This is a genomic window from Streptococcus sp. 210928-DFI.4.42 (assembly GCF_020554365.1).
GTDB lineage: Bacteria > Bacillota > Bacilli > Lactobacillales > Streptococcaceae > Streptococcus > Streptococcus parasanguinis_S.
Map to the genome: position 1 here is coordinate 59,100 of NZ_JAJCHF010000009.1, position 13,721 is coordinate 72,820.

Annotated in this window: 17 protein-coding genes and 1 tRNA gene; 12 read left to right on the plus strand and 6 right to left on the minus strand. The window is 38.7% G+C overall.

Annotated elements, in window-relative coordinates:
* Positions 1 to 9: 9 nt before the first annotated feature.
* A complete protein-coding gene (locus LIZ08_RS05040; RefSeq protein ID WP_227038417.1) occupies positions 10 to 582 on the plus strand; it encodes a flavin reductase family protein in 573 nt (190 codons plus the stop codon).
* Positions 583 to 604: 22 nt separating this feature from the next.
* Here the strand turns inward: LIZ08_RS05040 and LIZ08_RS05045 are convergent, their stop codons facing one another.
* The 4 genes from LIZ08_RS05045 to LIZ08_RS05060 all read right to left on the minus strand — a co-directional run bounded on the left by LIZ08_RS05045 (position 605) and on the right by LIZ08_RS05060 (position 3,557).
* Complete coding sequence (locus LIZ08_RS05045; protein WP_227038418.1) at positions 605 to 1,540, minus strand: hypothetical protein; 936 nt, start codon at positions 1,538 to 1,540, stop codon at positions 605 to 607.
* A gap of 74 nt (positions 1,541 to 1,614) precedes the next feature.
* A complete protein-coding gene (locus tag LIZ08_RS05050; protein ID WP_003016441.1) occupies positions 1,615 to 1,857 on the minus strand; it encodes a type B 50S ribosomal protein L31 in 243 nt (80 codons plus the stop codon).
* A gap of 161 nt (positions 1,858 to 2,018) precedes the next feature.
* A complete protein-coding gene (locus tag LIZ08_RS05055; RefSeq protein ID WP_227038419.1) occupies positions 2,019 to 2,582 on the minus strand; it encodes a lantibiotic ABC transporter permease in 564 nt (187 codons plus the stop codon).
* A 30-nt stretch (positions 2,583 to 2,612) separates the two neighbouring features.
* Positions 2,613 to 3,557, minus strand: a complete 945-nt coding sequence (locus tag LIZ08_RS05060; protein ID WP_195623052.1) for a DHH family phosphoesterase — start codon at positions 3,555 to 3,557, stop codon at positions 2,613 to 2,615.
* 148 nt (positions 3,558 to 3,705) lie between these two features.
* Here LIZ08_RS05060 and LIZ08_RS05065 point away from each other — a divergent pair, with 148 nt between their 5' ends.
* The 11 genes from LIZ08_RS05065 (at position 3,706) to LIZ08_RS05115 (ending at position 11,075) form a co-directional block, all read left to right on the plus strand.
* Positions 3,706 to 3,975, plus strand: coding sequence for a TIGR04197 family type VII secretion effector (locus LIZ08_RS05065; RefSeq protein ID WP_023917931.1), 270 nt, complete (start codon positions 3,706 to 3,708; stop codon positions 3,973 to 3,975).
* 17 nt (positions 3,976 to 3,992) lie between these two features.
* Positions 3,993 to 4,367 carry a DUF3958 family protein gene (locus LIZ08_RS05070; RefSeq protein WP_023917933.1) on the plus strand — a complete coding sequence of 125 codons (375 nt, stop codon included), beginning with the start codon at positions 3,993 to 3,995 and terminating at the stop codon, positions 4,365 to 4,367.
* Complete coding sequence (locus LIZ08_RS05075; RefSeq protein WP_227038420.1) at positions 4,342 to 6,249, plus strand: DUF3114 domain-containing protein; 1,908 nt, start codon at positions 4,342 to 4,344, stop codon at positions 6,247 to 6,249. The genes LIZ08_RS05070 and LIZ08_RS05075 overlap by 26 nt, the downstream gene beginning before the upstream one ends.
* Positions 6,206 to 6,847 (plus strand): hypothetical protein, encoded by a 642-nt coding sequence (locus tag LIZ08_RS05080; RefSeq protein WP_227038421.1) that lies wholly within the window; start codon positions 6,206 to 6,208, stop codon positions 6,845 to 6,847. Before LIZ08_RS05075 ends, LIZ08_RS05080 begins: the two co-directional genes overlap by 44 nt.
* A gap of 66 nt (positions 6,848 to 6,913) precedes the next feature.
* Positions 6,914 to 7,603: a hypothetical protein gene (locus LIZ08_RS05085; protein ID WP_227038422.1), complete on the plus strand. Its 690-nt coding sequence runs from the start codon at positions 6,914 to 6,916 to the stop codon at positions 7,601 to 7,603.
* Positions 7,604 to 7,700: 97 nt separating this feature from the next.
* On the plus strand, positions 7,701 to 8,384 hold the full coding sequence (locus LIZ08_RS05090) for a hypothetical protein (protein ID WP_227038423.1): 684 nt from the start codon (positions 7,701 to 7,703) through the stop codon (positions 8,382 to 8,384).
* A gap of 116 nt (positions 8,385 to 8,500) precedes the next feature.
* The gene (locus LIZ08_RS05095) at positions 8,501 to 8,944 is read left to right on the plus strand and encodes a flavodoxin (protein ID WP_003007049.1); all 444 of its coding nucleotides are present in this window, start codon (positions 8,501 to 8,503) and stop codon (positions 8,942 to 8,944) included.
* Between the two features lie 63 nt (positions 8,945 to 9,007).
* Entirely contained in the window at positions 9,008 to 9,280 is a 273-nt protein-coding gene (locus LIZ08_RS05100; RefSeq protein WP_049523030.1) for a chorismate mutase, read from the plus strand.
* A 46-nt stretch (positions 9,281 to 9,326) separates the two neighbouring features.
* Entirely contained in the window at positions 9,327 to 10,490 is a 1,164-nt protein-coding gene (locus LIZ08_RS05105; protein ID WP_227038426.1) for a chloride channel protein, read from the plus strand.
* A 123-nt stretch (positions 10,491 to 10,613) separates the two neighbouring features.
* Positions 10,614 to 10,961 (plus strand): 50S ribosomal protein L19, encoded by a 348-nt coding sequence (rplS, locus tag LIZ08_RS05110; RefSeq protein WP_003003254.1) that lies wholly within the window; start codon positions 10,614 to 10,616, stop codon positions 10,959 to 10,961.
* 42 nt (positions 10,962 to 11,003) lie between these two features.
* Positions 11,004 to 11,075 (plus strand) — tRNA-Arg (locus LIZ08_RS05115).
* Positions 11,076 to 11,441: 366 nt separating this feature from the next.
* Here LIZ08_RS05115 and LIZ08_RS05120 read toward each other — a convergent pair.
* Both LIZ08_RS05120 and LIZ08_RS05125 read right to left on the minus strand, forming a co-directional pair.
* Complete coding sequence (locus tag LIZ08_RS05120; protein WP_227038424.1) at positions 11,442 to 12,758, minus strand: beta-carotene 15,15'-monooxygenase; 1,317 nt, start codon at positions 12,756 to 12,758, stop codon at positions 11,442 to 11,444.
* Between the two features lie 17 nt (positions 12,759 to 12,775).
* Entirely contained in the window at positions 12,776 to 13,507 is a 732-nt protein-coding gene (locus LIZ08_RS05125; protein ID WP_227038425.1) for an ABC transporter ATP-binding protein, read from the minus strand.
* Positions 13,508 to 13,721: the final 214 nt, after the last annotated feature.

Genomic DNA, 13,721 nt, shown 5'->3' on the forward strand with positions numbered 1-13,721 from the left:
GAGAAAAGTGTGAAACAAACATTTGAAACACGCAAGTTATATTTTGGATTTCCTGTATTTTTCTTAGGATACAAGGATGATGTGCATGGCTATAATATTTCAACTTCTAGTTCAGCCTATACGCTAGGAAGTATGATGGTGGTCGCTATGAGAACCAAAGGAAATGCCGTCACAGAAATTAAAAAACACGGATCTTTCACCGTGAATATCCCTACAGAGGAACTCTTAACTGAGGTTGAAATCGCAGGCTTCAATAGCCGCAAAGATAAGTTTGCTCTTACAGGACTAGACTATACAATTGGGGAAACAGTAGATGCTCCAATGGTAACAGCTTGTCCAGTTTCCATTGAATGCCAAGTTGTTGAATTTGTCGAATGTGGAGCATTGACCAATATTATCGCGCGTGTAACCCGTCGTGAAGTAGAAGAAGACTTGATTGACGAAGATGGTAGCTTCAAGAGCGATACTTTCTCTCCGATCAGCTATATTGGAGATGGAGCTGGCCGTTATTATAGAAACTATAAAGATGGTGGCGTTCAGATGGGAAGCATCATCAAGAAGATCAGAGAAAATGAAGAATAGCAGAAAAAGGCTAGGGGAACCCTTAGCCTTTTTGCTTTCCAAGCGAAACCTTTCGAAGAAGGGCTTTGCGTTTTCGTTCATCTATGATCGTTAAAAATTCTTGATAGGCTTGTTCGAGATCCGTTTGGTAACCCTGTGAGACCTTGAATTCCAACTGATCTAGAAAGACAGGAGCGCTGGCTCCTTTGTAAATTTCCCCCTGAAAGAAGTAGTGCTTGCTGACAATGTCGATAGAAAGTTGAGAAGAGCGCCAGCGTCTTTTGCGCGTGTGTTTGGGTTTCCATCGAATTTTGAGTTGCTGATCCCGCAAGTACCAGCCCATGATCTCAAGGCTAGCTCTTTGACCAGTTTTGGGGTCTAGGTAGTCAGCAGGAACGCTTAAGACCTTGCCGCCTCGCTTACTAGATAAAAATGGATGAAAATCGGGAATGAAGTCATAGTCTTTACTGGAGACAACTGCTAAAGAACTTGGGTCTTCCACGTCAGAACGACTCGTATAACGAAACAGGTCAAGGTCTACCATGTTTTTAGCTGTAGTTTTCCACTCTAGTTCATAAGCTGTGACTTGGTCTCCAATATTTCGTGTTGTTTTTAAAAAATGGAGGACATCGTCGTGCGCCTGATAGAGATCTACAATATTCTTTAATCGTGCTTCTGCAGAAAATTCGTAAAGATCCCGAGGAAAAGCCAAAATGTAGAGAGTACTTAGAGATTCTAGAGGAACCGCAGCAATGCCATCAAAGAGCCCCTGACGCTCTATGAGACTGGCATGTGAAAAAAGAAGACTCTGACCAGAATCCTGCTCTAGATCAATCACATGGATCTGCATTTCCCTTTTAAAGCAAAGAATGAACGTATCTGATAAATCCTTCTCAAAATGAATAAGAGGAATGGAGGCATAATGGTGGTAGGGTTTTAAATCAAGATAAGTCCCCAATGTTTCTGTTTTGTATTGCATTTTTCTATTGTAACACATGAGAGGAAGAACTCAAAAAAACCACTCCCGAAAGGGAAGTGGTTCTGTGTTGGTTCTTATTTGAGACCGTATTTTTTGTTGAAACGATCCACACGTCCATCTGCTTGAGTGAACTTTTGACGTCCAGTGTAGAATGGGTGTGAGTCTGATGAAATTTCAACACGGATCAATGGGTAAGTTTCACCTTCGAATTCAACTGTTTCGCTAGAGTACTTAGTTGAACCGCTGAGGAACTTGTAACCAGTAGTAGTGTCCATGAAGACAACAGGGCGATATTCTGGATGGATATCTTTTTTCATTTTGCAATATTTCCTTTCTGCCATGGTCTCTTTCCGAGCCATAGATTGTTACTAAGCTAGTTTACCAAATTTCTAGGATCTTGACAAGTATTTTCACTAATTTTATTTAAATTAATGATCAAAAAAATCACCCTGGCTAAGCCAAGGCGATGATGATCTTATTATTGTTCAGATTGATTTGGATCTTTTGGTGCTTCAACTGGTTGATCAGCTTGTCCCTCAGTGTGTTCGTGTGATTCTTTTTTGATTTCATCTACTGCAGTTTTAACTGTAGTAGTTGTCACACGTCCAACTGTTTGTGCAAATCCTTTACCAGATTCAGCAAGTTCTTCGAATGTTCCTTTAGTGATTTTACCACCTGACATCGCTAAGAGACCAGTCACAACAATAGCGATGCTTGCAATCAAAGCTAGGATCAAACCAAAGCCAATTGAAACGCCATAACCATTGAAGTCAACAGCGTACTTGTTCACACCGAATAGAGCAAGCAATGCAACGACAGTTGCGATAGCACCTGACACGATAACACCAATTGCCAAACTTTTTGGCAATGAAGATTTTACATCGTTCAAACAAGCAAGGACAATCGCAACGACTGCGAAGATAATAACAAACCATCCATCTCCGCGAAGGCCATTCCAGGTGTATGAACCAAAATTTCCAGCATTAAGGTTTGCCCATGGCAAGAAAGAGCTAAGAATCGCTACCGCAAATGAAAACCCCATTACCAAGATAAAAAGGCTGAGAAATCGTTCTCAGCCTTCGTTCGTGCGTGCCACTTCTTGTAGCTCTTTGTAGATTTGATCGTTTTCTTCGAGGGAGTAGGAGTTGGCTCCACTCGCTAGTGGATGGCCACCACCATTATGTCGTTTGGCAATCTCGTTGATCACTTTTCGTTTGCTACGCATCCGGACACGGAAGTGACCGTCGGCCTGCTCGACAAAGATGGCCCAAACAGATACGGTATCTATGCGTCCAGGGGCTCCGACAATTGCAGCAGTCTCTGAATCCCGTAGATCGAATTTCTTCAAGAGCTCTTGTGTCAAGGTCACACGCGCAGCACCATGTTCATCGATCTCGAGATGGTCATAGACATAGCCTTGAAGCTTAGCAGTTTTGAGATTGATCGTATCCATTTGACGAGCAAGTGAAGTAAAATCAAAAGGAATGCTTCGAAGGGTTGCAGCAATCTCAAAGGTCCGAGTCGAAGTGGCAGGATAAAGAAAACGCCCTGTATCGCCGACAATCCCGGCATAGAGGAGACGAGCAGCACTAACCGGGAGTTCGAGATCCAATTCCTTGGCAAACAGGGTAATCAACTCGCTGGTAGAGCTAGACTCGGTATCGACCCAGAGTAGATCACCATAAGCATCGTCATTTGGATGGTGGTCGATCTTGATCAGGAAATCTCCCGTCGTATAGCGCTTGTCATCGATGCGGGGAGTATTGGCCGTGTCACAAACGATCACCAAAGCTCCCTCATAATCCTCATCCTTGACGTCATCCATCTCAGCTAGCCAAGTCAAGGTCGGCTCATCATAGCCAGTTGCCAATACCCGCTTTTGAGGGAAGTGCGCACGCAGGAGATCCCGCAAGCCCACTTGGCTACCAATCGCATCCGGATCCGGATTTTGATGACGGTGGATAATAATCGTGTCATAAGCTTGAATCTTTTCAAGAATGTCATTCATTACGTTCATACATTACCTCATTTTCTCTGTCAATTTTAACATAAAAAAGGCCCATCCAGCAAGCATTTATCACTATGTAGGGGCAGTGGAAGCGGTTTTACAGATATTCAATATTTTGGTAGAATGAATGAATAGATTGAGTATGGGAGGAACTAGAATGATTGAAATTAAAAGTAATGCTGAGACAGCACAAGAGTTAGCGGCTTCTTTAAAAGATAGTGGGGATACACTTTCGGGAGTTGCATCAGCTTCAAAAGATGAACAAACCAAACTATCCGGTAATGATGCTGCCCATCAAGCCATTGATACTGCTAAAACCAAAGCAGAAGAAATTGCAGCAGCGATTGAATCAATCGGGACCAACCTACAAAGTGTTTCAACTGGATTTACAGAAGTGGATGAAGCGACTGCTGCGAGCATGCAATAGGTTGAAAGAGTAGGAAGATGGATTACGATCAACGACTGTTAGAATTAAGAAAAAAAGAAGACCAACTTTTCCAGAAAGAAAGGGCCATTATAAAAGAAACAAGAAAGTTGGAAGAGGATTTGAACCGCTTTGAAGCGTATAGCTATGATGCACACCGTTTTTTATGGAATGCATTTGAATCTTATCCTTCCTCTAGAAATTTTTTTGACCACCTTCAGGAGGAAGCCCTTCATGAATCGCGAAAAATTTCAACTAGTTATTTGGAAGAAATAGATGAATTAGCTATCCAAAAAAGAACAATCGAAGATGATTTAAATGATATTTATCACGAACGAAAAAAACTAAACTTTGAAAAGGAGAGTGACGATGGGAATCGAAGTTTATCGAGGTAGTTTGGATAGTCAGGCTACTAGCACAGGGACGATGGTTGAGCAGCAACTGAAAGCCTATGAGGCACTAGAAACATCATTAACCCAAATAGAAAACTCAGCCTCACGCTTGTCTGGCCAAGCTTACGACTCATTTAGAACCTTTGTGACAAGTGTTGTTAAGCCATTGAAAGAAGCCGGCGTAGCTTTAGCGGATGCGACACAAGAAAGTGTGAAAAAGCTCCCAAAATCCTATCGCTCTGAGGTGGCTGATGAGGACTTACAGGAAGAAAAGTTGGTTTCTGATATTGAACAGTGTGATCGGATGATTGCTATGTTTCATGCAGAGATCAATGAAATTGCAGCTAGTCAATCGACCAGTGCTGGAGATTTTCAACGGTTGCAGAGATTACAGCGACTTCAAGGCTTAAACATATTAGATGGTATTGTAAAAGCTGCTAGAAATAAACTACAAGAAAAATTAAACAAACTAAGAGCATTTAATGCAACGTCACCAAGCATCTTCTGGGAAATTGATGTTTTAGCCCAAGCTATTCAAATAGCTGTCAATCAAATTAACGTAGCGTGGGATCCAAATACTGGAATGTATTCTATTCCAAAGGATTTATCTTGGTCAGATCTCGTAAATGAAACGATTAAGAATAAAGAGTTTGAAAGTGAATATTTGCCAACGAAACCAAAGGGTGTAACAGCTTTCGAATATAACCAATTTCTCACGGGATTACGTGAACAATCAGTGAACCTTAAAGAAATAGATGGTTGGGATAAGGATGCCATCAAAGGTTATGTCAAAGGCGTTTCAAAAAGAACAGCAGATATCAAGACAGGCAGTGAGTTAAATGCAAGGAGAGATGCTTTGTATGCGGAAACCAAGGAGATTGGATCCGATATCTATACAGAGATGTACGCTAGTAGTAAACTCGATTCAGAAGCGAAAGTAAAACTTGTTCTTAAGCAATTAGGTGCAGAAACGGATGGTAATCAGTTTATGCATTTGACAAGCAAAACGCATAAGATTTCAGAGAATCTACCACTACATGGTGATTTCAACATGTATTTCAGACGTGATGTTGTAAAAGCATTCGGTGATAAACATCTTAATTACAAAAAAGATTTACTTAGGCAGCAAGTTCATTTTTTCCGTTATTATCTTGATCGCCAAGCAATTTACTATATTCGCAATCATTACGAAGGCGCAAATGATTACGAGAAACTGTTAGCATATGGTAAAGAAAATAATATTGAATTTGATTACACAACTGGTGCGAACTTCCATAACCGTTTCAAGGAATCAGAAGGCTTCCAACGTCCCTATAATATGAAGGTTCAAGTCCCTCAGGGCAATTCAGCTAAAGGAAAAGATTTGAACAATGCCCGGATGGTGGAGTTTATTGTGAATTTGGATACCGGTGAGTTTGACAGTCAATGGGATGCCTATGACAAGCACAAACTAGCAAATGGTCGTTATGATTCCGATCCAGGAAAATATTCTAATGAAGAATTAAGAGAAATCGCCAATACGGAGTCCTTTAACTACGGCCCTTCAACAGGTCAAAATTCAGATGTTACTAAGTTTTACGAAGGTAAACATGGAATGCTTGATGTAAGTGGTACTCCTGAGCCAGCTACTCGATCTGAAGCAAAAAAACAATTTCATTCAGAAGATGATTTGGGTGACGTGGATGAAGATACAGGACATGTAGGTCAATTTGCGGATATTGTAAGAAAAGGAGGACATGAAGATTATGAAGCATGGCAACGAAAGACAAAAGGAATGTCAGAGAAAGAAAAAGTGGAAGAGTATAATAAATTTAAAGCCTCTCTTAATGGCGATGCTGATAATGACAATGGTTACAGTTATTATATTTATGGTAATGAGAAATAGGAATAACTATGAAGATTCAAAATTCATATTAGAACAACAGCGGTTTATTGTTGTGGATGATTCGGACGATAAAAATTTATATCGATCTTATTTTGAGAATGGCTATGACTTAAGGAGCAATAATTCTTATAGTAAAACTCAAGTAGTAGTAAAAAATGGGAAAAAATATGGTAGTTATTCAGACGAAAAACCATCCGATAGGTATCATAGAGACTTATACCGAAATATTACTTCCGCAATTCTGAACTTAAAAGTTTCGAAGGTAGAGATCGAAAAATCAAACTTTATTATTGAGCGAGATCCGAAATCGTTGATTACTAAATCTCTAGTGAAGGAAGGGAAGACACCTGATTTTGAAGCCAAAGTTATAAATAAAAAGAATCAATTTTCCAAAGTTCGGATCACCTATAATCAAGATTATTTACCGATCAAACTTGAATGGTATTTTAAAGGGAAAGATGGGTTGAAGTGGTATACCTGGAGCCGTTTTTCATATCCATATAAGACTGAATCTGAATTTAATAAAAAACTGGATGAAGAAATCCAGCGTATTAAAGATATTAAAGAGGAGTACGAGTTGGAGAAGGAAAACGGATAATAAATTAATTATTAAATTGATTTAAAAATAAGATAAGTATAATTATTAAATTCCAGTTAGGGAGATATGAAAAAATATGAAGGAGGCCGTATGAGAAAATTGCGTTATAAGCTGTTATTTATTGCACTTGCGGTAGCTGCTGTCCTTGTATATTTCTTTTATTCTTTCTGTCGGTCCCGAACGGATGCTTATGATATTTTGCAGAAGCAGCGATTTGTTTTTATTCAAAATCAAGATGATTTAGGTCAAGGCAACAATGTAGGAGCAGGATTTGATCTAAAAGATCGAGAGTTATTTTTTTCATATTCATCAGCTATCAAGGATGGTATTCTATATGGTGGAAAAGGCAACTACGAGATGAAGGAGTATTATCGTACTGCTTTGAATGAAGAGATTTCGTCTATACTAATGAATATAAAAGTTACCACCGAAGAAATCAAAAAGAACAATTACCAAATCACGCGTTCACCAGAATCTTTAGCCAATAAAAAGTTGCTAAAGGAAAAATATCCTCCTGAATTTGAGCTTCAATACAAATATCGAAAAAAAAGGCAATTCACCAAGGTCCGCATCACCTACAACAAAGAGTTTTTACCTACTAGAATAGAGTGGTACTATAAGGGTGAAGAAGGGCTAAAATGGTACACTTGGCGCACATATTCGTATCCTTTCAAAAATAAGTCTGATTTTGATAAGAGATTGGATGAAGAAATCGAAACTATTAAAGCAATTCAAGAAGAGAACAAGGGGGATTAACCCAGATTTGAAATAAAGCTGAGCATAGTAAAGGCTCAGCTTTATTGTTAGGAAGACACTTCCTTTTAGATGGATATTTTGCTAGAATGAGAGATATATGAAATTAATTAAAAAGAGATTATTCAGTCTAAAATCTTTCCTATTGTTAATTCTTTTATTGCTTACTATAGCTAGTATTTTCATAGTTGTTCAAAGAGGTAAGATTCAAGAGAATTCAAAGTCTATTATAGAGAAGCAAAGGTTTATAGAGACACACATCTTGTCTGGTGATGATAACAAGGAATCAATCAGTGCGGGTTTTGATTTAAAAGAAAAAGAATTTTTTTATTACCATGGAGCTGCAATAAAAAATAATAAATTGTATGGTGGTAGTCAGGAATATAGTGCTGCGGAGTATTATAAAAGAGCTTTGGATATTGAGCTCACTTCAGCACTTTTAAATCACCAAATGAATATTAAAGATATAAAAGATTCCAACTATCAAATCACTCGTTCAACTGATTCATTCATCAATAAAAAATTATTAGAAGAAAAACAACCGCCTGAATTTGAAGGTAGATATTCTATCAAGGATAGTCAGTTTTCAAAAGTCCGCATCACCTACAACAAAGAGTTTTTACCTACTAGAATCGAGTGGTACTATAAGGGTGAAGAAGGACTAAAATGGTACACTTGGCGCACCTATTCGTATCCGTTCAAAAATAAGTCTGATTTTGATAAGAGATTGGATGAAGAAATCGAAACTATTAAAGCAATTCAAGAAGAGAACGAGGGTGATTAGGTTGAATCGGTCCAATTTCTTGAATCGTGTCCCTTCTTTCACCTTATCGGGAAAGGTTTCGTGCAAAATGCTTGAAAAAGTGGTATAATACGGGAAATAGCTTTTGGGAGGAAATTATGACTGTAGCGAAGATTGTTTTTGCTAGTATGACTGGAAATACTGAAGAAATTGCGGATATCGTAGCGGACAAATTCCGTGATCTTGGTGTCGAAGTAGATGTGGATGAGTGTACAACTGTGGATGCTGAGGACTTCCTTGATGCGGATATCGCAGTGGTAGCGACCTATACATACGGCGATGGAGAGCTTCCAGATGAGATCCAAGATTTCTACGAAGATTTGGCTGGCCTTGATCTCAAAGGCAAACTTTACGGTGTGGTAGGATCAGGTGATACCTTCTACGATGAATTCTGTAAAGCAGTTGATGATTTCGACCGTTGCTTCGCTGCGACTGGTGCTGAAAAAGGTTCTGAGTGTGTCAAAGTTGATTTGTCTGCAGAAGACGAAGACATTGAAAAATTAGAAGCCTTTGCAGAAGAACTTGTAGCAAAAGCAAATTAATGACAAAGAGGCTGGATCGATGGATTACAGCCTCGATTTATATCCAAAATAAAGAGGAGACACATGGATTTAGATCAGATTCGTAAGGACATTGACCAGATCGATCAAGAGCTTGTAGCCTTGCTGGAAAGACGGATGGTCTGTGTCGGTCAGATTGTAGAATATAAGGAGCAGCAGGGCTTGCCAGTGCTCGATCAAGGAAGGGAGAGAGAAGTGCTTGAGAAAGTCGGCTCTCTCGTGACGGATGAGCAGTATCGTGCGACTATTCAAGCTCAGTTTCAAGATATGATGAAGCGCTCGAGAGATTACCAAGAGGAGGTGAGGGTGCGTGACTAGTCTATCGATCAAGCAAAAAGCACAACAGTATGTGGTCCTAACAGGTATGGCTCTTTTCATTGGACTCTTGGTTGGTGCCATTGACATGATTTTTGGTCAAGGTCTTCTTCTGATTGGAGATTTCCGAAGTCAGCATTGGCCCTTGATTCTTTTTCTAGCCATAGCGGGTCTTGTCATCGTTTATCTTTATAAACGTTTTGGTGGCAAGGCTTCAAAAGGGATGGGCCTCATCTTTGATGTTGGACACGCGCGTGAGGAGAAAATCCCCTTGGTCTTGGTGCCTTTGATCATGCTGACGACCTGGATGAGCCATCTCTTTGGTGGTTCGGTCGGTCGGGAAGGTGTAGCGGTCCAGATCGGAGCGACCCTTTCGCACCGTTTTGCCCGTCATATCAAGATCCCAGATGCTTCGCGTATCTTTCTCATGACTGGGATGGCAGCCGGTTTTGCGGGGCTCTTTCAGACGCCGCTCGCAGCAACCTTCTTTGCTCTTGAGGTCCTGACGGTTGGGGAGTTGCAGTTGATGGCCCTCTATCCTGCCCTTATCGCCTCAATCGTGGCTAGCTTCACCTCTCATGCCCTTGGTTTGGAGAAATTTGCTGTGCCACTGAGAGAAACGCTGAGCTGGACACCAGAGACCTTGATCAAAGTTGCCCTTCTTGGATTAGCTTTTGGACTCGCTGGGAAACTCTTTGCAGTTAGCCTTTCCTGGTTGAAGAAAACAGTCGCGAAAGTACTGCCTAATCCTTATATTCGGATTGCCCTTATAGGGGCTGGACTTAGCTTGGTCCTCTTGACCCTCCAGTTCACCAAGGTCGGCACTTATAGTGGACTTGGAACCAATCTGATTGATGTGGCTTTTCATCAGGGTAGTGCGCAGAGTTATGACTGGATCTTGAAGCTCCTCTTTACCGTGGTGACGATTTCAGCTGGTTACCAAGGAGGAGAAGTGACCCCGCTCTTTGCGATCGGAGCTACGCTTGGAGTCTTTCTTGCTCCTATGCTGGGCTTACCAGTCTTAGTCGTGGCTGCTATCGGATATGCTAGTGTCTTTGGCAGTGCGACGACGACCTTGCTCGCACCGATCTTGATCGGAGGAGAAGTATTTGGCTATGCCAATCTTCCTTTCTTTGTCATTGCTTGTGCCATCTCCTATTGCCTACCAAAAGAGTGGAGCATTTATTCCGGTCAAAAAGTTGCGAAAAAGTAGAGAAAAGAGCTTTACAAACCTGAAATTATCTGATATGATAGTTTCTGTGCGTAATGGAAGCACAAAAATACAGTTTATCCGCTGAGGGAGGTCCCTCAAGATTGACGAAGATAGGAGAATAAAATGAATCCATTAATCCAAAGCTTGACTGAAGGTCAACTTCGTACTGATATCCCTGCATTCCGTCCTGGTGACACTGTTCGTGTACACGCGAAAGTTGTCGAAGGATCTCGTGAACGTATCCAGATCTTTGAAGGCGTTGTTATCGCTCGTAAAGGTCAAGGACACACTGAAATGTACACTGTTCGTAAAATCTCTAACGGTGTCGGTGTTGAACGTACATTCCCAGTACACACTCCACGTGTAGAAAAGATTGAAGTAGTACGTTACGGTAAAGTACGTCGTGCGAAATTGTACTACCTTCGTGCATTGCAAGGTAAAGCAGCTCGTATTAAAGAAATCCGTCGTTAAGACGAACAAGGAGGCGGGAGTGATCTCGCTTCTTTTTTATCGGTCCCCTTAGTTCAATGGATATAACAACTCCCTCCTAAGGAGTAGTTGCTGGTTCGATTCCGGCAGGGGACATGAACTTTTTACCTTTGGATTTTCTGATTTAATAGAAATTCCTCTTTCGAGACTTTCCTTAGGTGTAGTTCTATTTAGTGTCTATATTTTTAGTATTCTAAAAGAGATAAATGACTTAAAGCAAATAAAAGATAAAATAAATAGATAGACGCAATCTAATTTGAATTGTCTTTATATGGACTATACATCCGTATCTTGAACAGGTTACTAAAAAGGTGCTAAATTATGAAAAAAGACCCATTGTTAGTCTAAGTTGTTAGTATTTAAAAAAAGACAAGGTGTTTTATCCTTGTCTTTTTCGTTTTAGTATTGCGTTTGTTTCAATGTAAATAAGTGTGTTCTTTTTGAATCAGTAACTATTCCAATTTATCTATCTTGAAATAAATAAAATCCCTTTGTAATACTATAAAAAATAACTAACAAAGAAATAACTATAAGACTCGGTTGCCAGAAACCTGATATATCTACTAAACTACGGCCTAAAAGTTGGCCAATAAAGCTAACTAAAATTAAAATAATTAAATTGAAAACTACTGATACTAATAAAATTAACACCGAATGTATTATTGCCTCGCCTATACGTATTTTAAAAAGTTGTGAACTTGACACTCCCAGTGTCTTTAACTGTTTAATGTCTTCAATATCTTTATTAGAAGATAAAATTGTAAGAGAAATAGAACTAGTAATAATCAGAATAATTGGGGCAGACAGATAAGCAATAAAGGAAGCTCTTGCTTCGAGTACACCGTTTGCTGTATTCATGAATGAATACATATTTTGGGTGTAAAGAATAAACCCAGAAATGAGAGTTACTCCCATGCTCATTGAAGTTTGTATACTTTTCAAATAGCTAGGATTGGATAGTAGATTCCAAAAGCCTGTATTGATTACATAATTTTCAGTTGGGAATATCCTCATTAAAAATTTTATTAGAAACATTTGAATTGATGGAGATAGTGATTGAATAATAAGGATGTGAATAATTAATAAAAATAATATTATGCTTGACTGTGTTGAAATTATTTCTTTATTACTGCTAAAACCTGCTGAAACAATAAAACCTATACATAGTAACCATAGGATTAAACGAACAGAGATGTTAATAACACCAGTTACTGTAACTTTTCTTTTTTTCTTTTTTGGTTTTAATATTGATGATATTTTAAGTATTCGACTTGAATAAAAGTAAGCCCCTATCCCTACAATTGTTGGGACTATAAAAACACTCAATAAAATTGATTGAATGTTGGCTGTAATAACTAAATCAGGTAACTCATCTCTTCCTAATAATTTTTGTAAAAATTTGTAGTAACTATCTGCCATGATAAATGAAAGTATTGTACCAATACTACTAACAATCACTGCCATTAAATAAAACTGTCCAGATACTAATAAAGATAGCTGAGTTCTGCTTGCGCCTAGGGTAGCCCATAATTGGTAATCCTTTTTAAAGATATCTATTAGCAGTCTTATATTATTTGAAATAAGGAAAAATAGAGTAGTCCCGCCAAAAACTATTAGCATTTGAAAAAGTTGTGAAGCGTTAATATTAGCAGTCTTTATTGCACTAGCAATACCAAATAAAGATGTTCCAACAATCAGGCTAGATACAAATAGTAATGGTATTGTTCCTAACCATTGTCTTTTTGAGTACTGAAATTGGTAAATGATTAATTTTAGCATAATATATCCTCCTCAAATTAATCTTTACTACTTTCAAGTGCTTGGTAGAGCTCATCAGCTGAAGGTTTAATAATTTGTCGAGATATTTTTCCGTCTTTTAAAATGAGTGCTCTGTCAGTTTTTGAAGCCAACTCAATATCATGAGTGACCATAAGAACACATTTTCCTTGACTCGCTAAATTACGAAGTGTTTCAAAAATAAGTTTTCTTGAGACGCTGTCCAGAGCTCCTGTTGGCTCATCAGCAAAAATAATTTTACTATCAGCTATTATTGCACGAGTAATAGCCACTTTTTGCTGTTCTCCACCTGATAAGGTAGCAACTAATGATGATAGTTCTGCTTTAAAATTCAAACTATCCAACATTCTTCTTACTTTATTGCTATCAACACTCTTTCCTGAGAGTCTCAGAGGAAGTGTAACATTTTCTAGTACAGGTAGAGCGGGTACCAGATTATAATTTTGAAAAATAATTGCAATATCTTGCCTTCTAAATTTAGCAAGTTTCCCTTCTTTTAAAGTGTATGGATTCACACCATTGATAACAACTTCGCCACTTGTTGGTTCAGATAAACTTGATAAACAACTTAATAAAGTAGACTTTCCAGAACCGCTGACACCAAGGATTGATACAAATTCTCCATAATTGACAGATAAAGAAATATCTTTCAAAATAGAGACAGTTTTGTCTTGCCCTAACAAAAATTCTTTTGAAAGGTTTGAGACTTTGACAGCTACATTATTAACCATAATAAATCCTCCTGATTCCAGTGTCATCTTTGATTTAATTATACAATATTTTAATTCTGTCAATATCAATAAATGTGTTCTTTTTGGAGTATTCTATATATTCGAGGTAACATTATCATGGTATAGATCAGGAGAGAAACACCTCCAAATATGAATATCAGACCTCCGTTTATGTCCTTTTGAAATAGATAAGTAAATACAATGGTACCTATCG

Coding starts and splice junctions, on each gene's coding strand:
- rplS (WP_003003254.1), top strand. CDS start 10,614: ATGAATCCATTAATCCAAAGCTTGACTGAAGGTCAACTTCGTACTGAT.
- LIZ08_RS05100 (WP_049523030.1), top strand. CDS start 9,008: ATGGATTTAGATCAGATTCGTAAGGACATTGACCAGATCGATCAAGAG.
- LIZ08_RS05065 (WP_023917931.1), top strand. CDS start 3,706: ATGATTGAAATTAAAAGTAATGCTGAGACAGCACAAGAGTTAGCGGCT.
- LIZ08_RS05085 (WP_227038422.1), top strand. CDS start 6,914: ATGAAAAAATATGAAGGAGGCCGTATGAGAAAATTGCGTTATAAGCTG.
- LIZ08_RS05055 (WP_227038419.1), bottom strand. CDS start 2,582: ATGGGGTTTTCATTTGCGGTAGCGATTCTTAGCTCTTTCTTGCCATGG.
- LIZ08_RS05125 (WP_227038425.1), bottom strand. CDS start 13,507: ATGGTTAATAATGTAGCTGTCAAAGTCTCAAACCTTTCAAAAGAATTT.
- LIZ08_RS05080 (WP_227038421.1), top strand. CDS start 6,206: ATGACAATGGTTACAGTTATTATATTTATGGTAATGAGAAATAGGAAT.
- LIZ08_RS05095 (WP_003007049.1), top strand. CDS start 8,501: ATGACTGTAGCGAAGATTGTTTTTGCTAGTATGACTGGAAATACTGAA.
- LIZ08_RS05105 (WP_227038426.1), top strand. CDS start 9,327: ATGGCTCTTTTCATTGGACTCTTGGTTGGTGCCATTGACATGATTTTT.
- LIZ08_RS05090 (WP_227038423.1), top strand. CDS start 7,701: ATGAAATTAATTAAAAAGAGATTATTCAGTCTAAAATCTTTCCTATTG.
- LIZ08_RS05070 (WP_023917933.1), top strand. CDS start 3,993: ATGGATTACGATCAACGACTGTTAGAATTAAGAAAAAAAGAAGACCAA.
- LIZ08_RS05075 (WP_227038420.1), top strand. CDS start 4,342: ATGGGAATCGAAGTTTATCGAGGTAGTTTGGATAGTCAGGCTACTAGC.
- LIZ08_RS05120 (WP_227038424.1), bottom strand. CDS start 12,758: ATGCTAAAATTAATCATTTACCAATTTCAGTACTCAAAAAGACAATGG.
- LIZ08_RS05060 (WP_195623052.1), bottom strand. CDS start 3,557: ATGAACGTAATGAATGACATTCTTGAAAAGATTCAAGCTTATGACACG.
- LIZ08_RS05050 (WP_003016441.1), bottom strand. CDS start 1,857: ATGAAAAAAGATATCCATCCAGAATATCGCCCTGTTGTCTTCATGGAC.
- LIZ08_RS05045 (WP_227038418.1), bottom strand. CDS start 1,540: ATGCAATACAAAACAGAAACATTGGGGACTTATCTTGATTTAAAACCC.